The sequence below is a fragment of the Streptomyces sp. NPDC001100 genome (assembly GCF_053598575.1).
The window spans coordinates 364,632-383,915 of sequence record NZ_JBSFKO010000002.1 but is presented as its reverse complement, the minus strand read 5'-3'; the positions used below and the strand labels follow the sequence as shown (position 1 = coordinate 383,915).

At 69.9% G+C, this 19,284-nt stretch carries 19 protein-coding genes; 14 read left to right on the top strand and 5 right to left on the bottom strand.

What is annotated here, in order from left to right; all coding sequences use genetic code 11:
- Positions 1-68: 68 nt before the first annotated feature.
- Positions 69-1,412, top strand: coding sequence for an endo-1,4-beta-xylanase (locus ACWDEW_RS03975; RefSeq protein ID WP_450509314.1), 1,344 nt, complete (start codon positions 69-71; stop codon positions 1,410-1,412).
- A gap of 123 nt (positions 1,413-1,535) precedes the next feature.
- Entirely contained in the window at positions 1,536-2,588 is a 1,053-nt protein-coding gene (locus ACWDEW_RS03970) for an LCP family protein (protein ID WP_450509312.1), read from the top strand.
- Positions 2,589-2,611: 23 nt separating this feature from the next.
- Here ACWDEW_RS03970 and ACWDEW_RS03965 read toward each other — a convergent pair whose 3' ends face one another.
- Positions 2,612-3,472, bottom strand: a complete 861-nt coding sequence (locus ACWDEW_RS03965; protein ID WP_450509310.1) for a hypothetical protein — start codon at positions 3,470-3,472, stop codon at positions 2,612-2,614.
- A 287-nt stretch (positions 3,473-3,759) separates the two neighbouring features.
- Between ACWDEW_RS03965 and ACWDEW_RS03960 the strand changes: the two genes are divergently transcribed.
- Positions 3,760-4,116, top strand: a complete 357-nt coding sequence (locus ACWDEW_RS03960) for a YciI family protein (protein ID WP_450509308.1) — start codon at positions 3,760-3,762, stop codon at positions 4,114-4,116.
- Positions 4,117-4,205: 89 nt separating this feature from the next.
- Positions 4,206-5,492 (top strand): RNA polymerase sigma factor, encoded by a 1,287-nt coding sequence (locus tag ACWDEW_RS03955; protein ID WP_450509306.1) that lies wholly within the window; start codon positions 4,206-4,208, stop codon positions 5,490-5,492.
- Here the strand turns inward: ACWDEW_RS03955 and ACWDEW_RS03950 are convergent.
- Entirely contained in the window at positions 5,489-6,691 is a 1,203-nt protein-coding gene (locus ACWDEW_RS03950) for a class I SAM-dependent methyltransferase (RefSeq protein ID WP_450509305.1), read from the bottom strand. The two genes, ACWDEW_RS03955 and ACWDEW_RS03950, sit on opposite strands and share 4 nt — an antisense overlap.
- Positions 6,692-6,793: 102 nt before the next feature.
- Here ACWDEW_RS03950 and ACWDEW_RS03945 point away from each other — a divergent pair, with 102 nt between their 5' ends.
- The 5 genes from ACWDEW_RS03945 to groL all read left to right on the top strand — a co-directional run bounded on the left by ACWDEW_RS03945 (position 6,794) and on the right by groL (position 11,364).
- On the top strand, positions 6,794-7,747 hold the full coding sequence (locus tag ACWDEW_RS03945) for a polysaccharide deacetylase family protein (protein WP_450509303.1): 954 nt from the start codon (positions 6,794-6,796) through the stop codon (positions 7,745-7,747).
- Positions 7,744-8,442: a hypothetical protein gene (locus tag ACWDEW_RS03940; protein WP_450509301.1), complete on the top strand. Its 699-nt coding sequence runs from the start codon at positions 7,744-7,746 to the stop codon at positions 8,440-8,442. The genes ACWDEW_RS03945 and ACWDEW_RS03940 overlap by 4 nt, the downstream gene beginning before the upstream one ends.
- A 78-nt stretch (positions 8,443-8,520) precedes the next feature.
- Complete coding sequence (locus tag ACWDEW_RS03935; protein ID WP_450509299.1) at positions 8,521-8,943, top strand: hypothetical protein; 423 nt, start codon at positions 8,521-8,523, stop codon at positions 8,941-8,943.
- A gap of 371 nt (positions 8,944-9,314) precedes the next feature.
- Positions 9,315-9,623 (top strand): co-chaperone GroES, encoded by a 309-nt coding sequence (groES, locus tag ACWDEW_RS03930; RefSeq protein ID WP_019066754.1) that lies wholly within the window; start codon positions 9,315-9,317, stop codon positions 9,621-9,623.
- 115 nt (positions 9,624-9,738) lie between these two features.
- The gene (gene groL, locus ACWDEW_RS03925) at positions 9,739-11,364 is read left to right on the top strand and encodes a chaperonin GroEL (protein ID WP_450509297.1); all 1,626 of its coding nucleotides are present in this window, start codon (positions 9,739-9,741) and stop codon (positions 11,362-11,364) included.
- 102 nt (positions 11,365-11,466) lie between these two features.
- Here the strand turns inward: groL and ACWDEW_RS03920 are convergent, their stop codons facing one another.
- Positions 11,467-12,240 carry an SDR family NAD(P)-dependent oxidoreductase gene (locus tag ACWDEW_RS03920; RefSeq protein ID WP_450509295.1) on the bottom strand — a complete coding sequence of 258 codons (774 nt, stop codon included), beginning with the start codon at positions 12,238-12,240 and terminating at the stop codon, positions 11,467-11,469.
- 120 nt (positions 12,241-12,360) lie between these two features.
- A complete protein-coding gene (locus tag ACWDEW_RS03915; protein ID WP_450509293.1) occupies positions 12,361-13,029 on the bottom strand; it encodes an MOSC domain-containing protein in 669 nt (222 codons plus the stop codon).
- Between the two features lie 80 nt (positions 13,030-13,109).
- Here ACWDEW_RS03915 and ACWDEW_RS03910 point away from each other — a divergent pair, with 80 nt between their 5' ends.
- Positions 13,110-14,009, top strand: a complete 900-nt coding sequence (locus tag ACWDEW_RS03910) for a LysR family transcriptional regulator (RefSeq protein ID WP_450509291.1) — start codon at positions 13,110-13,112, stop codon at positions 14,007-14,009.
- A 62-nt stretch (positions 14,010-14,071) separates the two neighbouring features.
- On the opposite strand, the gene ACWDEW_RS03905 is transcribed toward ACWDEW_RS03910, so the two are convergent.
- Positions 14,072-14,398, bottom strand: a complete 327-nt coding sequence (locus ACWDEW_RS03905) for a WhiB family transcriptional regulator (protein WP_019066760.1) — start codon at positions 14,396-14,398, stop codon at positions 14,072-14,074.
- Positions 14,399-14,778: 380 nt separating this feature from the next.
- Between ACWDEW_RS03905 and ACWDEW_RS03900 the strand changes: the two genes are divergently transcribed.
- From ACWDEW_RS03900 to ACWDEW_RS03885, 4 genes are all read left to right on the top strand, one after another.
- Positions 14,779-15,390: a response regulator transcription factor gene (locus ACWDEW_RS03900; RefSeq protein ID WP_003948568.1), complete on the top strand. Its 612-nt coding sequence runs from the start codon at positions 14,779-14,781 to the stop codon at positions 15,388-15,390.
- 266 nt (positions 15,391-15,656) lie between these two features.
- Positions 15,657-16,244: a sigma-70 family RNA polymerase sigma factor gene (locus tag ACWDEW_RS03895; protein WP_200715865.1), complete on the top strand. Its 588-nt coding sequence runs from the start codon at positions 15,657-15,659 to the stop codon at positions 16,242-16,244.
- A 161-nt stretch (positions 16,245-16,405) separates the two neighbouring features.
- Positions 16,406-17,911 carry an IMP dehydrogenase gene (gene guaB, locus ACWDEW_RS03890; RefSeq protein ID WP_362974842.1) on the top strand — a complete coding sequence of 502 codons (1,506 nt, stop codon included), beginning with the start codon at positions 16,406-16,408 and terminating at the stop codon, positions 17,909-17,911.
- A 115-nt stretch (positions 17,912-18,026) separates the two neighbouring features.
- Positions 18,027-19,151 (top strand): GuaB3 family IMP dehydrogenase-related protein, encoded by a 1,125-nt coding sequence (locus ACWDEW_RS03885; RefSeq protein ID WP_381248914.1) that lies wholly within the window; start codon positions 18,027-18,029, stop codon positions 19,149-19,151.
- The last annotated feature ends 133 nt before the right edge of the window (positions 19,152-19,284 follow it).

Sequence of the window (19,284 nt, the reverse complement as noted above, 5' to 3'; positions counted from 1 at the left end):
GGGATGGGTCGCCCCACACTCCTCCGAAGCCAATCGGTTGCACAACCGAAACTTTCGGAGGCACCCGCATGAGATCTCTGAGAACCGGCTTGTCCCTGGCGGCCCTGGTCACCGGCGCCGCCCTGCTCTTCACGGCACCCGCAGCGCACGCCGCCGACACCCCGCTGCGCGACCTCGCCGCCGCGAAGGGCAAAGTCGTCGGCACCGCGGTCACCGGCTCCAAACTCACCGGCAGCTACGGCGACATCGCGGGCGCGCAGTTCGGTTCGCTCACCCCCGGCAACGCCATGAAGTGGGGGACCGTAGAGCCCACGCAGGGCAGCTTCAACTGGACCGAGGCCGACCAGATCGTCGCCTTCGCGCAGGCCCACAACCAGCAGGTGCGCGGTCACACCCTGGTCTGGCACAACCAGAACCCGAGCTGGCTGACCAACGGGACGTGGACGTCCGCCCAGTTGAGCAGCCTGCTGCAGAACCACATCAGCACCGAAGTCGGCCGCTACAAGGGGAAGATCGCCGCCTGGGACGTGGTCAACGAGCCCTTCAACGAGGACGGCACCTACCGCTCGACGCTCTGGTACAACGGCCTCGGCGCCAACTACATCGCCCAGGCGCTGACTTGGGCCCACGCGGCCGACCCGGCGGCCAAGCTGTACATCAACGACTACAACGTCGAAGGCGTCAACGCGAAGTCCACCGCCCTCTACAACCTGGTCAAGTCCCTTAAGACCGCGGTCGTTCCGATCGACGGGGTGGGGTTGCAGGCCCACCTGATCCTCGGTCAGGTCCCGGCCACCCTCCAGCAGAACATCCAGCGCTTCGCCGACCTGGGCGTGGACGTGGCGATCACCGAACTCGACGTCCGCATGGCACTCCCGGCCGACAGCGCCAAACTCGCCCAGCAGAAGGCCGACTTCAAGAGCGTGGTCGCCGCGTGCGCGGCCGTCGCCCGCTGCGTGAACATCACCGTCTGGGGCTTCACCGACTCCGACTCCTGGGTGCCGGGCACCTTCCCGGGCTACGGGGCGGCGACGCCGTACGACGAGAACTACGCGCCGAAACCGGCGTACTACGGCATCGCGGAGGCACTCGGCGGTACGAGCACGCCCCCGCCGACCGGGGCGTGCTCGGCGACGTACGGCGTGACCAGCCAGTGGAACACCGGATTCACCGGGCAGGTGACGATCGCCTGCACCGGCGCCGCCCTGTCGTCCTGGACCGCGAGCTGGACGTACGGCGCGGGCCAGCAGCTCACGCAGGCCTGGAACGCCACGTGCACCCAGTCGGGGGCGGCCGTGACCTGCGCGAACGCGAGCTACAACGGGACGGTCCCGGACGGCGGCTCGGTGACGTTCGGGTTCAACGCGTCCTGGAGCGGAAGCAACCCGGTACCGGTGGTGACCTTGGGATGAGGGAGGCGGGGGAGTGAAGTGTGGCGTGAAGCGGGACTGAGAACCGTGAGATTTTCCGTAGAAAATCGTCCCGCGACCGTTCCCCTAACTTTCTCCTAATAATTCGGACTTACGTTCCTCCCCGTGACGGACAACGAGAACGCCGACGGGGACAGACGAGTGGGCCGGCGGTCGAGGGTGCTGAAGATCGCCGGCCTCACTCTGGCGGGCGCCCTCGTCCTTGGCGTGGCCACGGCGGGCTGGGCCTATTGGCACCTCAACAACAACATCAAGAGCGTCGACATCGACAGCGCGCTCGGCGCCAACCGCCCCGCGAAGGCGGTGACCACACCCTCGGCGTCCGCCTCCGCGTCCGCCGAGCCCGTGCCGACCGGCTCGGTGAACATCCTGGTCCTCGGCTCGGACTCGCGCAGCGGCAAGGAGAACCAGGCGCTCGGCGGCGGCGACAGCTCCGGCGCCCGCTCCGACACGGCGATGGTCGTGCACATCGACGCGGGCCGGAAGAAGGCCACGATCGTCAGCATCCCGCGCGACACCCTCGTCACCCGCCCGTCCTGCCCGCTGAAGTCGGGGGGCTCGACCTCCGTGGCGTACAACGCGATGTTCAACACCGCGTACTCGGTGGGCGGCCCGGTCTGCGCGGTCAAGACGGTCGAGTCGATCACGGACGTCCGCATGGACCACTACATAGAGATCGACTTCGCGGGCTTCGCGAAACTGGTCAACGCGCTCGGCGGAGTCACCGTGACGACCACGGAGGACATCGACGACGACGACAGCCACCTGCACCTGAAGAAGGGCACCCACCACCTCAACGGCAAGCAGGCGCTGGCCCTCGCCCGCACCCGGCACGGCATAGGCGACGGCAGCGACCTCGGCCGAATAGGCCTCCAACAGATGCTGGTGAAGGCCCTGTTGACCCAGATCTCCTCCCACGACCTCCTCACCGACCCCACCAAGCTCTACGAGGTCACCGACGCGATCACCGACAGCCTCACCACCGACACCGGCCTCGACTCCCTCAGCGAACTGATCAGCCTCGGCCAGAGCCTGAAGGGCCTGTCGGCCGACGCGGTCAAGACGATCACCATGCCGGTGGTCACGGCCCCGTCCGACCCGAACCGGGTGGTTGCCAAGGAGCCTGCGGCGAGCGAGTTGTGGGCGTCGTTGGGGTGAGGCGGGTTCGTGCTCTGTCCGGCTCAGCCGATGCCGGGGAGGCGCTGGGTCGAAGGGCGCTTCGTTGGTCGTGGTGACTTGGGCGAGGGAGGATCGGGTTGTGGAGGCGGCGGTTCGACGACAGTTCGGGCCGGTGGGACGGAGGAACGGGGGACGAAGGTACGCCGCCTGCTCTGTTTGGGTGACGAGATGCCTCGGCCCCGGTGGGGGGACTCCAGGGACCTGACGGCCCGGACGGCCTCGAAGACTCGGTCCACCCGCTTCTTCAGGTTGTCCGCGTTGATGTTCCGTACAGCGTCACCGAGCATCGTGGTGAGGTCGTTGGCCACGGTGAGAGGCGACGGACCCAGCAGATACTGACCGATCTTGACAGCCGCCCGGATTTCCTTGCTGCTGTGGAGCGTTGCCAAGGAGGCTCCCTTGCGCCCCACTGCCTCGGCATCCCGCAAGGTGACGTAGGAGGCGATCTCGAACCCGAGAGCAAAGGCCTTCTCGGAGCGGTGAACCGTGCTCTCCTGCGTCTCCCCGCCGAAAGCCTTCCTGATCGTCTTCTTGCTGTAGTAGCGGCGACGCAGATCCTTCACCAGGCCCTCGGCCTCTTCGAGGAGCCGGCCCCGAGCCTCGTCGTACGCGGCGGGGTCCGTTGCCGAAGCCACGATCTCGCCGTCCGGCCGCTCCCTGTGGAGGAGCAGGTCATCCACAGGAGATGTCAGGAGCGCTTCGCCCCTCGCCGCGGCGGTGAGCTGTAGGAGGTTCTCGACGACTCGGCTGACCTTCTCCTTCAGAACCTCGGGTTCGTTCCTGTGGCCGGCCGCCTCCTTGACGGAAAGCCGTAGCCGCAGATTCAGCTCGGCCAGTGCCCCACCCGCTGTGTCGGAGACCATCGCCGGCTCCCCTCGTACGACGCCCCGGCTCTTCGACCGTACAGAAGACCGGGAAGACCGGACAGTGGGTGTGGGGACGGCGGTTCGTCACTGCGACCTCGTTGCCCGCTCGCGCATCCGCTGTCTCACCGCACTGTCCGGGACCCCTCGCTGACCTGCGAAGACGGAGGGCCGGAAAGATTCTTCGGGGAATTCCGGCGAGTGTGTCGATCCGGCCGCCCCTCGTTCGACGCATGGTTGAGAGGCCGGGAAGGACCCGGTCACCGCAACAGTCCCGAGGAGTCACCATGCCCCGCTATCTCTCCCTCGTGCAGATCGACGAGAAGACCGCCCCCGCCGAGGGCCCGAGCGCCGAACTGATGCAGCGGATGGGCGAGTTGATCGAGGAGATCACCAAGGCCGGGGTGATGCTCGACACCGCCGGTCTCACCCCGACCACGCAGGGTGCGCGGGTTCACTGGGAGGGCGGGAAGATCTCCGTCACCGATGGCCCGTTCACCGAGTCCAAGGAGGTCGTCGGCGGCTACGCGATCATGCAGTGCAAGGACATGGCCGAGGCGCTGGAGTGGACGAAGCGGTTCCTGAAGGTGCACGAGGAGTTCTGGACGGTGACGTGCGAGGTGCGGGAGATCGCGGAGGGCTGAGCGTTCCTCGCTCGTCCGTGGCCTCTCCCGGCCCTCCTTTGTCCGGCCTTCCTTGGCCCGAGGCCGCCGGGGGTGTTGCATGGTGGGTTGTGCCCCCGGAATCACAGCCCACCGCAACCCCGCCCGGCAACACCACGGACCCGCACAGCACTATCGAGACCGTCTTCCGTATCGAGTCGCCCCGCATCATCGCCGCCGTCGCCCGCACCGTCCGCGACGTCGGCATCGCCGAGGAGCTCGCGCAGGACGCGCTGGTCGCCGCCCTTGAGCAGTGGCCGAGGGACGGTGTGCCCGACAACCCGGGCGCCTGGCTCATGGCCACCGCCAGGCACCGCGCCGTCGACCTGGTCCGGCGCCGGGAGAACTACGCCCGCAAGCTCCAGGAGATCGGCCGCACTCTGGAGACGACGGCCCCGCCCGAGGAACCCGCCGCCCCCGACGACATCGACGACGACCTCCTCCGCCTGGTCTTCACCACCTGCCACCCGGTCCTGTCCCCGGAGGCCCGCACCGCCCTCACCCTGCGCCTCCTCGGCGGCCTGACCACCCCCGAGATCGCCCGCGCCTTCCTCGTCCCCGAGCCGACGATCGCCCAGCGCATCGTCCGCGCCAAACGCACCCTGGCCACCAAGAACGTCGCCTTCGAGGTCCCCTACGGCCCCGACCGCGAGGCCCGCCTCGGCTCCGTCCTCGACGTCATCTACCTCATCTTCAACGAGGGCTACGCGGCGACGGCGGGCGACGACTGGCTGCGCCCGGCACTGTGCGAGGACGCGCTCCGCCTCGCCCGCCTCCTCTCCGGCCTGATGCCGAAGGAACCCGAAGTACACGCCCTGGCCGCCCTGTTGGAGTTCCAGGCCTCCCGCTCGGCCGCCCGCACCGCCCCGAACGGCGACCCCGTCCTCCTCAGGGACCAGAACCGCCGCCGCTGGAACCGCCTGCTCATCGCCCGAGGCATCACCGCCCTCGGCCGCGCCGACACCGTGTCCACCGGCGCCCCCGGCCCCTACGCCCTCCAGGCCGCCATCGCCGCCTGCCACGCCCACGCGTACACCTACGAGGAGACCGACTGGCCGACGATCGCGACCCTCTACGGCTTCCTCGCCACCCGATCCCCTTCTCCCGTGGTCGAGTTGAACCGAGCCGTAGCCGTCTCGATGGCGGACGGCCCGGCCCCGGCCCTGGAGATCGTCGACACCCTCGCCGCCGAACCCGCCCTGCGCGACTACCACTTGCTGCCGAGCGTCCGCGGCGACCTGCTCCTCCGCCTGGGCCGTACGACGGAGGCGAAGGCGGAGTTCGTACGGGCGGCCTCCCTGGCGCGCAACGAGCGCGAACGCCAACTCCTGCTGCGCCGGGCGGAAGAGGAGTCCTAGACCGGCCGCCCGATCAACATCGCCGGCGCCCCCGCCACCCGAGTCAGGAACACCGTCGCCGAGTTGGGCCCCTGAGGCTTCACCTTGCGCCGCAACTCCTCCGGCTCGACGGCCGAACCCCGCTTCTTCACGGTGAGCACGCCCACCTCCCGCTCCCGCAGCAGCGCCTTCAACTTCTTGACGCCGAAGGGGAGTTGATCGGTGATCTCGTAGGCGGAGGCGTACGGGGTGGGCCGTAGCTCATCCGCCGTGACGTACGCGATGGTCTCGTCGACGAGCCCGCCCCCGACCTCCTCCGCGACCTCGGCGACGAGGTGGGCGCGGATGACGGCGCCGTCGGGTTCGTACAAGTACCGTCCCACGGAACGGACTTCGGGGTCGGGCAGTCCGCGGCCGTGCAGAACTCGCGGTCCGGGGAGGAGAGTTGCCCTTACGGCACCCGGCCGCACCCCCGCCCCGAACCACAGCACCGCCTCCTTCACGTCCCCGTCGTCCGAGATCCACTCCGCCTCGGCCGTCGCCGGGATCGCCTCGTGCGGCACCCCGGGCGCGATCTTCAGCGCGGCGAGCGGGGCCGCCGTAGCGGCGCCGACGGCCCAGGACAACGGGGGCGAGTACGCCTCGGGGTCGAAGATGCGGCCCCGGCCGCCCCGGCGTGCGGGGTCGACGAACACGGCGTCGTACGCGGTCGTGTCGACGTCCGTGACATCCGCCTCGCGCACCTCGATCAGGTCGGCCAGGCCGAGCGCCTGCGCGTTGGCGCGCGCCACGGCGGCCGTCAGCGGATCGCGGTCCACGGCCAGCACGCGCACCCCCGCCCGCGCCAGCGCGATCGCGTCGCCGCCGATCCCGCAGCACAGGTCGGCGACGGAGGTCACGCCCAGTTCGCGCAGGCGCCCCGCGCGATAGGCGGCGACCGTCGTGCGGGTGGACTGTTCGAAGCCGTTCGGGGTGAAGAACATCCGGTCGGCGTCCTCGGGCGCGAACTTCGCCACCGCCGCCCGCTGCCGCAGCCGGGCCTGGCCGAGGGCCGCCGAGACGAGGTCGGCGGGATACTCGCGGCGCAGCCGGGTCGCGACGGCGAGTTCCTTGGCCGGGTCGGTGCCGCGGACCTCGTCGAGGAGGGCCCGGCCCTCCGGGGTGAGCAGGGCGGCGAAGGCGAGTACGGGGTCGTGCACCGGGGCATGGGGGTCGTTCACCGGGTCATTGTGGGCCAGTCGGTGGACGGTGTGCCTCCGGTGGCGGTGTGTTGGCGGTGTCGGCACGGGATCGGGGGCCGGGGCCTGAAAAGATCCGACGTCATGCGAGTAGTCGTACAAAATGACATCAATCGGGCGTACGGAAACCAGGCGACTCGGCGTCGGAGAGCGGGCGTCCGTGGCGCGCTCGCCGCCCTCGCGCTCGCCGCCCTCGTCTCCGGCTGCACCCAGCCCGGCGCCGGCAAAGCCGCCCCTGTGGCGCACGGCGCGCAGCCCCTGCACGCGCCCCCGGCCCGCGCGCTCGACTCCTACGCCTCCAGGCTCCGCGCCGCCTACGCAGCCCGGGTCGCCGCCGCGAAGCGCTGGGGACTGGCGAAGGTGCCGCTCCAGGCGCCGCCGGCGCCCGCGCACAAGCCGGAGATCACCGCGCGCAAGGGCTTCGAGGTGGACGACCAGGAGGAGTTGAACCTCCCGCCGGTCTTCACGACGATCCCCACCAGGCAGAAGATCGTCTTCCTCACCATCGACGACGGCGAGAACAAGGACCCCGCGTTCCTGCGGATGATGAGCGACCTGAAGATCCCGTACACGGCCTTCCTCAGCAACTACCTGGTCAAGGACGACTACGGCTACTTCAAGAAGATGCAGGCCGAGGGCCACACGCTCAACAACCACACCCTCACGCACCCGTACCTGCCCGGTCTGTCCTACGCCGAGCAGAAGCGTGAGATCTGCGGCATGCAGGACATCATGAAGAAGCAGTTCGGCAAGGCCCCGACGGTCTTCCGGCCGCCGTACGGGAACTACAACCACGACACCCTCGTCGCCGCCAAGTCCTGCGGCATCAAGTACGCCCCGATCTGGGACGAGGAGGTCTACGTCGACCACTGGGAGTACCGCGAGGACGACCGGGACCTGCACCCCGGGGACATCGTCCTGACCCACTTCCGGGGCCGCGCGGACTGGAAGGGCACCATGGTCGACGACATGCGCCGCTTCCTCGGCAAGGTCACGGCCGAGGGCTACGCGGTGGCCCGCCTGGAGGACTACCTGTGAGGGTCCCGGTACCGGTGGCCGTCGCCCTGGCGGCCACCCTCCTCACCGGCTGCGCCCAGTCCGTCGACCCCATCGAACGGCTCGGCAAGAAGGCCGCCCAGCGCGTCCACCCGCACGGCCCGTCCCGCGAACAGCCGTACCGCCACTGGGGTCTGACGGCCCCCCTGGCCCCCGCCCCGAAACCGTCCCCCGGACCCCCCGCCCGCTCGGCGGGCCCCGGCCTCCCGCCCGTCGTGGACCACGTCCGCACCCGCGACAGGGTCGTCTTCCTGACCTACGACCACGAGGCGAGCACCCGCCGGGACCCGAGGTTCACCGACCTGGTCCGCGAACTGCGCCTCCCCGTAACGGAGTTCCGCACACCGCCGGGGCCCGCCCACTTCACCGGCCTGCCCTACTCCACCCAACGCACCGAGATCTGCGGCCACTTGGCCCGTCCCCGGCCCCGGCTGCTCCGGCCCCCCGACGGCACGTACGACACCACCACCCGCCGGGCCGCCGCCGACTGCGGCATCTCCGCCCTGGTCCTCTGGCGCGCCTCCACGACCACCGGAACCCTCACCTACGCCCGAGGCGCCCACCGCCTCACCCCCGGCGACATCGTCCGCATCACCCCGACCGACACGACGGCCCGACTGCTCCGGGGGATCCAGGAGCGGGGCCTGACGGTGGGCCGACTGGAGGACTACCTCTGACGCGCCGGGCGGGAGTGTCAGAGGCCCCGGATAACCTGCCGCGCACGACGAACAGCGGTGAGGGGAAAGGGCCTTGCGATGGGTGGCGACCAGTGGACCTCGACGGGGCCGTACCAGAAGGACCTTGAGTCGGCGTTCCGGCAGGCACAGGAACAGAAACTGGCCGAGGACGACCACGGGTTCCCGGGGCGGGACATCCTCGATCTGTGCGAGGACGAGGGCTGGGCGGAGTACATCCTGACCGGCGGCACCTCCTCCGTACTCGACTTCCACGACCTCGTCGACGCGGCGTCCGGGGACGAGGTCGCCATGATGCGACCCCTGACCGAGGACGAGGTGCGCGACTGGGCGCCGGAGGGCAGACCCACCCGCGAGCGCTGGATCGCGGCGCTCCGCGGCGGCGCCGCGTCCTTCCCGGGCCGTGGGGCCGGCCGATGCACGACCCTCTATCGCGACGGCGAGCCGGCGGAGATCGGCTATTGGGGGTGTACGGCGGATTAGCCGGAACGGCTGTGGAAATCCGTCAGCGCCGGCCGTCCCTCCAACACAGGTCGCTACTCCAGCACCGGTCGGCACCATCAGCCCGTCCGCCGTTTGAGGACGAGGCCGTCCAGGCCGATAGCGGGGGTCCGGGGGCGCAGCCCCCAGAGACGGCAACCACAGCCGACGGTCACCCAAATTCCGCCCAAGCGCCGCGGGCATTGGCACTCCGCTTGACCGAGTGCTAATCGCAGTCATAGTCTCAGGTCTGGCACTCCCCCCTGGAGAGTGCCAATAGCGACGGGCAGGTCCGGCACCCGCGACGACGGATCCACCTGGTCGCCACCTCAGACAGTTAACCCCGTGAGATCTCCGAAGGGGGAGGTCGGATCGTGACGACCACCAGCTCCAAGGTTGCCATCAAGCCGCTTGAGGACCGCATTGTGGTCCAGCCGCTCGACGCCGAGCAGACCACGGCCTCTGGCCTGGTCATCCCGGACACGGCCAAGGAGAAGCCCCAGGAGGGCGTCGTCCTGGCCGTGGGCCCGGGCCGCTTCGAGAACGGCGAGCGTCTTCCGCTCGACGTGAAGACCGGCGACATCGTGCTGTACAGCAAGTACGGCGGCACCGAAGTGAAGTACAGCGGCGAGGAGTACCTCGTCCTCTCGGCCCGCGACGTGCTCGCGATCATCGAGAAGTAATTCGCTTCACATTCAGTATGTGAGCTACGCCCCTGGCCCCCGCGACCTTATGAAGCCGGGCGTCAGGGGCGTCGTTCGTTTCACCCACGTTTTCCGAGAGGGCTGAACCGCTCCCATGGCGAAGATCCTGAAGTTCGACGAGGACGCCCGTCGCGCCCTTGAGCGCGGCGTCAACAAGCTTGCCGACACGGTGAAGGTGACGATCGGCCCCAAGGGCCGCAACGTCGTCATCGACAAGAAGTTCGGCGCCCCCACCATCACCAACGACGGTGTCACCATCGCCCGCGAGGTCGAGCTCGACGACCCGTACGAGAACCTCGGTGCCCAGCTGGTGAAGGAGGTGGCGACCAAGACCAACGACATCGCGGGTGACGGCACCACCACCGCCACCGTGCTCGCCCAGGCGCTCGTCCGCGAGGGCCTGCGCAACGTTGCCGCGGGTGCCTCCCCGGCCGCCCTGAAGAAGGGCATCGACGCCGCCGTCAAGGCCGTCTCCGACGAGCTGCTCGCCACCGCGCGGCCCATCGACGACAAGGCCGACATCGCGGCCGTCGCCGGTCTGTCCGCGCAGGACAGCCAGGTCGGCGAGCTCATCGCCGAGGCGATGGACAAGGTCGGCAAGGACGGTGTCATCACCGTCGAGGAGTCCAACACCTTCGGTCTGGAGCTGGACTTCACCGAGGGCATGGCCTTCGACAAGGGCTACCTGTCGCCGTACTTCGTGACGGACCAGGAGCGGATGGAAGCGGTCCTCGAGGACCCGTACATCCTCATCCACCAGGGCAAGATCAGCTCCATCCAGGACCTGCTGCCGCTGCTGGAGAAGGTCATCCAGGCCAACGCCTCCAAGCCGCTGCTGATCATCGCCGAGGACGTCGAGGGCGAGGCCCTGTCGACCCTGGTCGTGAACAAGATCCGCGGCACGTTCAACGCGGTCGCGGTCAAGGCCCCCGGCTTCGGCGACCGCCGCAAGGCGATGCTCGGCGACCTCGCCACCCTCACCGGCGGTCAGGTCATCGCCGAGGAGGTCGGCCTCAAGCTCGACCAGGTCGGCCTGGACGTGCTCGGCTCCGCCCGTCGCGTGACGGTCACCAAGGACGACACCACCGTCGTCGACGGTGCCGGTGACTCCTCCGAGGTCACGGGCCGCGTCAACCAGATCAAGGCCGAGATCGAGAACACCGACTCCGACTGGGACCGCGAGAAGCTCCAGGAGCGCCTCGCGAAGCTGGCCGGCGGCGTGTGCGTGATCAAGGTCGGTGCCGCCACCGAGGTGGAGCTGAAGGAGAAGAAGCACCGTCTGGAGGACGCCATCTCCGCGACCCGCGCCGCGGTCGAGGAGGGCATCGTCTCCGGTGGTGGCTCCGCTCTGGTCCACGCCGCCAAGGTCCTTGAGGGCAACCTCGGCAAGACCGGCGACGAGGCCACCGGTGTCGCGGTCGTGCGCCGCGCGGTCGTCGAGCCGCTGCGCTGGATCGCCGAGAACGCCGGCCTGGAGGGCTACGTCATCACCTCCAAGGTCGCCGACCTGGAGCCCGGCCAGGGCTTCAACGCCGCGACCGGCGAGTACGGCGACCTGGTCAAGGCCGGCGTCATCGACCCGGTCAAGGTCACCCGCTCCGCCCTGGAGAACGCCGCCTCCATCGCCTCCCTCCTCCTCACGACCGAGACCCTGGTCGTCGAGAAGAAGGAAGAGGAGGAGCCGGCCGCCGGTGGTCACAGCCACGGCCACTCCCACTGACGCGAGTCGGTGAACCCGTAGTACGTGTACGTCGAAGGCCCGGCACCCCTCTGGGGGAGCCGGGCCTTCGTGCCGTTGTCACAGTCGCCCGGGCGGCTGCCGTCACTGCGGCCCGTACTTCCGCCCGGTCTTCGAGGAGATCCCGCCCAGCACCGCCTGCGGAGTGATCTTCACCAGGCCCATCAGCGCCTTATAGCGCGGGTCGGGGATCGACAGGGACTTGCCGCGCGCCAGATCCGCGAGGGCCGCCGCGACCAGCTTGTCCGCGTCCAGCCACATCCAGTTCGGGATGTTGTCCGTGCCCATCCCGGCCCGCTCGTGGAACTCGGTCCGCACGAAGCCGGGCGCCAGCGCCATCAGCCGTACGCCGGTCCCGGCCAGGTCCTTGGCCGCGCCCTGCGTGAACTGCACCACCCACGCCTTCGACGCGCCGTACGTCCCGCGCGGCACGAAGGCCGCCACCGACGCCACGTTGACGACCCCGCCGCGCCCGCGCTCCCGCATCGCCTCGGCCGCCGCGCCGGTCAGCCGCAGCACCGCCTCGCAGTGCACCTTGAGCATCCTCAGCTCGTCCGCCATCGGTACGTCGAGGTAGCGGCCCTTGTTGCCGAAGCCCGCGTTGTTGACCAGCAGGTCGACCGGGTTCTTGCGGTCGGAGAGGCGGGCGGCCACCGTCTCGATGCCCTCGTCCGTGGCGAGGTCGGCGGTCAGCACCTCCGCCTCGATGCCGTGCCGGTCGTGCAGTTCGGTCGCCTGCTCACCGAGCCGCTCGGTGTTCCGCGCCACCAGCACGAGGTTGTGTCCGTCCGCCGCGAGCCGCCGCGCGAACGCGGCACCGATCCCCGCGGTCGATCCCGTAATCAATGCCGTTGTCATGGCGCAAGATTAGTGACCCGGAGCGAGCCGGTCCGATCTCTGCACAGGCCCTCCCGATCCGTGACGAACACGTGTCGAACAAGACGTCGAACCAGGCGTCGTACAGGCCGTGACGGCAGGTCAGCCCGCGTGCTCCGCGACATATTTCCGGGCCTCCGCGAGAGCCTCCGGATGCAGTGCCTCGCCCGCCGGGAGCAGCCGTGGCAGCAGCGCACGCTCGGTCGTCACGGCCCGGAACTGCAGGGCCACCGTCACCTCGTGGCCGGGCCGGTGCACGACCTCGATCGCGTCCCCAGCCCGGATCTCACCGGGCTCGATCACCCGCAGATAGGCCCCCGGCGCGCCCTTCTGGGTGAACCGCCTCACCCACCGCTTCTCGCCCAGATGGGCCTGGAAGACCAGGCACGGAATCCGCCCGCAGGTGACCTCCAGGACCACCTCGGGACCGATCCGCCAGCGCTCCCCGATCCGCGCGCCGGACACGTCGATCCCCAGGGTCGTCAGGTTCTCCCCGAAGGAACCGTTGCCGAGCGGGCGCCCCAACTCCCGCTCCCAGTCGTCGAGATCCTCGCGCGCGACCGCGTACACCGCCTGGTCGTCGCCGCCGTGGTGGCGCAGATGACACACCGTGTCCCCGGCGAGACCGCTCCCCGCGATCCCCTTCGGGCCGGGCGCGCTCACCCGGACGGGCCCGTCGGTCGGCCGCTTGTCGATCCCCGTCACGCCGTCCGGCTGGTCCGTGTACGGCACGGCCGTGGCCCGGCCCAGATTCAGCGAGAGAAGCTTCATGACGTCACGGTAGGCGAGAGCGCCCCAAAGACGCGCCGCATTATTCACCCGTACCCCCAAGGTCCGCTTATGCTCGGTGCGTGATCGAGGCCCGACATCTCCGAGTGCTGCGCGCCGTCGCCGCCACCGGCTCCTTCTCGGCGGCCGGGCGCGAACTGGGCTGCACCCAGCCCGCCGTAAGCCAGCAGATGAAGGCTCTGGAGACCTCCGTCGGCACCCCGCTCCTCATCCGCACCGGCCGCGAGATGCGGCTGACCCAGGCGGGCGAGGCCCTGGTCCGGCACGCGGCCGGCATCCTCGCCGGTCTGACGGCGGCCGAGGAGGAGGTCGCCGCGATCGCGGGCCTGCGCGCCGGCCGGGTCCGCCTGGTCTCCTTCCCCAGCGGCAGCTCGACCCTCGTCCCCACCGCCCTCGCCGCCCTGCGCGCCGCCCACCCCGGCACCCGCGTCTTCCTGGAGGAGGCCGAACCGCCGAACTCCGTCGAACTGCTCCGCGAGGGCGACTGCGACATCGCACTCGCCTTCCGCTACGAGACCGCGGCGGGCGCCGAGGACTGGTCCGACCTGGTGGTACGCCCCCTGCTCCGCGACCGCCTGGTCGCCCTGGTCCCGGAACGGCACCGGCTCGCGCGCGCGGGGTCCGTCGCCATCGGCGAACTCGCCGGAGAACCCTGGATCGCCGGCTGCCCGCGCTGCCGCGGCCAGCTGGTCGCGGCCTGCGAGGCCGCCGGCTTCACCCCGCGCATCGACTTCGCGACCGACGACTATCCGGCGGTCGTCGGCCTGGTGAGCGCGGGCCTGGGCGTCGCCGTACTGCCCCAGCTCGCCATCGAGTCCGTACGGCCCCGGGGCGCGCGGACGGTGACCCTGGAACCGGCGGTGCGGCGGGAGATCGTCGCGCTGACCCTGCCCGACCTGGCGCAGGTGCCCGCGGTGGCGGCGACGCTGGACCGGCTGGAGCGGGCGGCCCGCGAAAAGTAGGGGCACGCGTGCGCGTGCCCCTGGGTGAGTGCTGTCGGAAGGTGTACTGGAGAAACGTTCCTTCAGTTGTTCGAAGCCATGTCCCCGGCGGTCGAGGCCGACACCAGCCGGTTACGGGCACGCCCCATGAGTTCTTCGCGCTCGTCCTCGGTGAGGCCGCCCCAGACGCCGTACGGCTCGCGCACCGCCAGCGCGTGCGCCGCGCACTGCGCGCGGACCGGGCACCTCATGCAGACCTCTTTGGCCGAGTTCTCACGAGCGCTTCGTGCCGCACCGCGCTCGCCCTCGGGATGAAAGAAGAGCGAGCTGTCGACCCCTCGGCAGGCAGCCAGGAGCTGCCAGTCCCACAGGTCCGCGTTCGGTCCGGGAAGGCGGGAGAAATCTGCCATTGCGTGACCCCTTGCAGCCGTTATGGGCGGATACGGTGTCCACGACCGTACAACTACGATCTAAGGAGATGAAAATATGACTCATTGCGAATCTAGCCTCAGACACCAGCAAAAGGGAAGAAATGGGGCTGAATGGGGCACCGGTTGTGATGAAAGCTTGAGGGTCGGCCGCGCACGCCTCCACCGTGTCCGCACCCTCACGTAGAGTGCCGAAGACGACACACGGCCCCGTAACTCTTTCGAGTGACCGTCGTTGAGAGTGCGAGGCGGTTGCAAACACAAGTGCTCGGGCAGGCGTCCGAGACGGTCGACCGCACAGGTGACGATTTCGTACCAGCCTGGAGGCTCAAGGTGACGCGCATCAGCTGCGGAGGGCGGCCATGACATCCGTCCTCGTCTGTGACGACTCCCCGCTTGCCCGAGAGGCGCTCCGCCGGGCGGTCGCGACCGTACCCGGTGTCGAGCGCGTGACGACCGCGGCCAACGGGGAGGAAGTCCTCCGCCGCTGGGGCGCCGACCGCTCGGACCTCATTCTGATGGACGTCCGCATGCCCGGACTCGGCGGTGTCGAGACCGTGCGGCGGCTGCTCTCCGCCGACCCGGGCGCCCGCATCATCATGCTCACCGTCGCCGAAGACCTGGACGGCGTGGCCCTCGCGGTCGCGGCCGGCGCCCGCGGCTATCTGCACAAGGACGCCTCACGCGCCGAACTGCGGGCCACGGTCACCCAGGCCCTCGCCGACCCGACCTGGCGACTGGCCCCGCGCCGGCTGCGGTCCGCCGAGATGGGCGCCGCGCCGACGCTCACCGCACGCGAGATCCAGGTCCTCGAAGGCATGAGCCACGGCCGCTCCAACGCGGAGATCGGCCGTGAGCTCTTCCTCTCCGAGGACACCGTCAAGACCCACGCCCGGCGGCTCTTCAAGAAACTCGGCGCCTCGGACCGGGCGCACGCCGTGGCGCTCGGTTTCCGCTGGGGTCTGGTCCGTTAGGGCCAGGTCGGTGGGTCGTAGCGGGGGTACGGGAGTCCCCGCCTGCCTGAGGGCGGGCGGGGAGGGTGACGGGGCCCGCCGGGTGCCCGCTGCTCGTTTCGCCGCGGATGCCGCATCCTTGAGGTGTGGAGTTCCTCGGGGACGAGTCGGTCGAGCGGGAGGGGAGGGCGCAGGAGATGAGTTCCGGCGCACCTGCTCATAACGCTTCGGTGCACAACAACGGACGCGGTGCCACGGACCACACGGCCGCAAGGCACCATGGACCGATGCGTGACGACGAGGGGGCCAGTGCCCAAGGGGCGATTGGTGGGCTCGTCCTTCGCGCGGTCGACGGAGACGAGCAGGCGACCCACGACCTGCTCGCCCACGTACACCCACTGGCCCTGCGCTACTGCCGCACCCGGCTGTCCCGACTCCCGGGCGACGCGCGGCACTTCGTGGAGGACCTCGCCCAGGAGGTCTGCGTGGCCGTCCTCCTCGCACTGCCCCGCTACAAGGACACCGGCCGCCCCTTCGAGGCCTTCGTCTTCGCCATCGCCGCGCACAAGGTCGCCGACCTCCAGCGCGCCGCGATGCGCCACCCGGGTTCCACGGCGGTCCCCTCCGACGAGATGCCCGAGCGGCCGGACGACTCCCTCGGACCCGAGGAGCGCGCCCTGCTCAGCAGCGACGCCGAATGGGCCAAGAAACTCATGGCCAACCTCCCGGAGAACCAGCGCGAACTGCTCCTGCTGCGCATCGCCGTAGGCCTCACGGCCGAGGAGACCGGCCAGATGTTGGGAATGTCACCCGGTGCCGTCCGGGTCGCACAGCACCGTGCGCTGAGCCGTTTGCGGGCACTGGCCGAGCAGTAACGCCGGTACGGGCAACGCCTTTCTTGAACAGCCGGGCGCCCGGTGCCGTACGAACATACGAAGCCCGGTGTGGGACGTAGCCGTCGAATCATGGAATTCGGGGACCCTGCTTCCCGTTAGCATGGACATCCGCACCGATCAAGGCCATTGGGGAAGGTGTCATGACTGCCAACGTCGACGGAGTGCCCGCCAAATTCGCGACACTGGGGCTGACCTACGACGACGTGCTGCTGCTGCCGGGTGCATCCGAGGTGCTCCCGAACGCGGTCGACACCTCGTCCCGCATCTCGCGCAACGTCCGGGTCAACATCCCGCTGCTCTCCGCGGCGATGGACAAGGTGACAGAGTCCAGGATGGCCATCGCGATGGCCCGCCAGGGCGGCGTCGGCGTCCTGCACCGCAACCTGTCCGTCGAGGACCAGGTCAACCAGGTCGACCTCGTGAAGCGCTCCGAGTCCGGCATGGTCACCGACCCGATCACCGTGCACCCGGACGCCACGCTCGCCGAGGCCGACGCCCTGTGCGCCAAGTTCCGCATCAGTGGCGTCCCGGTGACCGACGGCAACAAGAAGCTGCTCGGCATCGTCACCAACCGCGACATGGCCTTCGAGACCGACCGCTCCCGTCAGGTGCGCGAGGTCATGACCCCGATGCCCCTGGTCACCGGCAAGGTCGGGATCACCGGCGCGGACGCCATGCAGCTGCTGCGCCGCCACAAGATCGAGAAGCTTCCCCTGGTCGACGAGGCGGGCATCCTCAAGGGCCTCATCACGGTCAAGGACTTCGTCAAGGCCGAGCAGTACCCGCACGCCGCCAAGGACGCCGAGGGCCGCCTCATCGTCGGCGCCGCCGTGGGCGCCAGCCCCGAGGCACTGGACCGCGCCCAGGCCCTTGCCGAGGCGGGCGTCGACTTCCTGGTCGTCGACACCTCGCACGGTCACAACAGCAACGCCCTCAGCTGGATGTCGAAGATCAAGTCGAGCGTCGGCGTCGACGTGATCGGCGGCAACGTAGCGACCCGCGACGGCGCCCAGGCCCTGGTCGACGCCGGTGTCGACGGCATCAAGGTCGGCGTCGGCCCCGGCTCGATCTGCACCACCCGCGTCGTCGCCGGCATCGGTGTCCCGCAGGTCACCGCGATCTACGAGGCCTCCCTCGCGGCCCGCGCGGCCGGCGTCCCGCTCATCGGCGACGGCGGCCTGCAGTACTCCGGCGACATCGGCAAGGCGCTCGCCGCCGGCGCCGACACGGTGATGCTCGGCAGCCTCCTCGCGGGCTGTGAGGAGTCCCCGGGCGAGCTGCAGTTCATCAACGGCAAGCAGTTCAAGTCGTACCGCGGCATGGGCTCGCTCGGCGCGATGCAGTCCCGCGGCCAGGGCCGGTCGTACTCGAAGGACCGCTACTTCCAGGCCGAGGTCGCCTCCGACGACAAGCTCGTCCCCGAGGGCATCGAGGGCCAGGTGCCCTACCGCGGCCCGCTGGCCAACGTGCTGCACCAGCTCGTCGGCGGTCTGCGCCAGACCATGGGCTATGTGGGCGCGGCCACCATCGCGGAGATGGAGACCAAGGGCCGCTTCGTCCGGATCACGTCCGCGGGCCTCAAGGAGAGCCACCCGCACGACATCCAGATGACGGTCGAGGCACCGAACTACAGCCGCAGCAAGTAGTCGGCCAGTAGTCGCCAGGCTTCCCGAGGGCGGCTCCGGAGCATCCGGGGCCGCCCTTGTCGTGCCCGTCGGCGATACTGGAAGACGCTGAGACGCAGAAGGAAAGGCCACACACGTGACTGAGATCGAGATCGGGCGCGGCAAGCGCGGCCGCCGGGCGTACGCCTTCGACGACATCGCCGTCGTCCCCAGCCGCCGTACGCGGGACCCGAAGGAGGTCTCGATCGCCTGGCAGATCGACGCCTACCGCTTCGAACTGCCGTTCCTGGCCGCCCCCATGGACTCCGTCGTCTCCCCGGCCACCGCGATCCGCATCGGCGAGCTCGGCGGCCTCGGCGTACTGAACCTCGAAGGGCTCTGGACCCGGTACGAGGACCCGCAGCCGCTCCTCGACGAGATCACCGGCCTGGACGTGGACGCCGCGACCCGCCGCCTCCAGGAGATCTACGCGGCTCCCATCAAGGAGGAGCTGATCGGGCAGCGCATCAAGGAGGTGCGCGACTCGGGCGTGGTCACCGCCGCCGCGCTCTCCCCGCAGCGCACGGCCCAGTTCTCCAAGGCCGTCGTCGACGCGGGCGTGGACATCTTCGTCATCCGCGGTACGACGGTCTCGGCGGAGCACGTCTCGGGTTCGCACGAGCCGCTGAACCTGAAGCAGTTCATCTACGAACTCGACGTCCCGGTCATCGTCGGCGGCTGCGCCACCTACACCGCGGCCCTGCACCTGATGCGCACCGGCGCGGCCGGTGTCCTCGTCGGCTTCGGCGGCGGTGCCGCGCACACCACGCGCAACGTCCTGGGCATCCAGGTCCCGATGGCGACCGCGGTCGCGGACGTGGCGGCGGCCCGCCGCGACTACATGGACGAGTCCGGCGGCCGGTACGTCCACGTCATCGCCGACGGCGGTGTCGGCTGGTCCGGCGACCTCCCCAAGGCGATCGCCTGTGGCGCCGACGCGGTCATGATGGGCTCCCCGCTGGCCCGTGCCACGGACGGCCCCGGCAAGGGCCACCACTGGGGCATGGAAGCGGTCAACGAGGAACTCCCGCGCGGCAAGAAGGTCGACCTCGGCACGGTCGGCACGATCGAGGAGATCCTCACGGGTCCGTCCCACATTCCCGACGGCTCGATGAACATCTTCGGGGCGCTGCGGCGGGCCATGGCGACCACCGGTTACAGCGAGCTGAAGGAGTTCCAGCGCGTCGAGGTGACGGTGGCTGACTCGCAGCACAAGCGGTAGGCATGCGACGCTCTTAAGGGCCCGGACCTGAGTGGTCCGGGCCCTTTCGTGTGCCCAAGTGGGCCTGGTGGGGCGCGTGTTGGGACTTAGGGGGCGCACGGTTGCGTTCGGGGTGATTACCCGCGGTATGGCC

Excerpts from the sequence above, each read along its gene's own strand:
- ACWDEW_RS03975 (WP_450509314.1), top strand. The coding sequence starts at position 69 with ATGAGATCTCTGAGAACCGGCTTGTCCCTGGCGGCCCTGGTCACCGGC.
- ACWDEW_RS03965 (WP_450509310.1), bottom strand. The coding sequence starts at position 3,472 with ATGGTCTCCGACACAGCGGGTGGGGCACTGGCCGAGCTGAATCTGCGG.
- ACWDEW_RS03960 (WP_450509308.1), top strand. The coding sequence starts at position 3,760 with ATGCCCCGCTATCTCTCCCTCGTGCAGATCGACGAGAAGACCGCCCCC.
- ACWDEW_RS03945 (WP_450509303.1), top strand. The coding sequence starts at position 6,794 with ATGCGAGTAGTCGTACAAAATGACATCAATCGGGCGTACGGAAACCAG.
- ACWDEW_RS03935 (WP_450509299.1), top strand. The coding sequence starts at position 8,521 with ATGGGTGGCGACCAGTGGACCTCGACGGGGCCGTACCAGAAGGACCTT.
- groL (WP_450509297.1), top strand. The coding sequence starts at position 9,739 with ATGGCGAAGATCCTGAAGTTCGACGAGGACGCCCGTCGCGCCCTTGAG.
- ACWDEW_RS03920 (WP_450509295.1), bottom strand. The coding sequence starts at position 12,240 with ATGACAACGGCATTGATTACGGGATCGACCGCGGGGATCGGTGCCGCG.
- ACWDEW_RS03915 (WP_450509293.1), bottom strand. The coding sequence starts at position 13,029 with ATGAAGCTTCTCTCGCTGAATCTGGGCCGGGCCACGGCCGTGCCGTAC.
- ACWDEW_RS03905 (WP_019066760.1), bottom strand. The coding sequence starts at position 14,398 with ATGGCAGATTTCTCCCGCCTTCCCGGACCGAACGCGGACCTGTGGGAC.
- ACWDEW_RS03900 (WP_003948568.1), top strand. The coding sequence starts at position 14,779 with ATGACATCCGTCCTCGTCTGTGACGACTCCCCGCTTGCCCGAGAGGCG.
- ACWDEW_RS03895 (WP_200715865.1), top strand. The coding sequence starts at position 15,657 with ATGCGTGACGACGAGGGGGCCAGTGCCCAAGGGGCGATTGGTGGGCTC.
- guaB (WP_362974842.1), top strand. The coding sequence starts at position 16,406 with ATGACTGCCAACGTCGACGGAGTGCCCGCCAAATTCGCGACACTGGGG.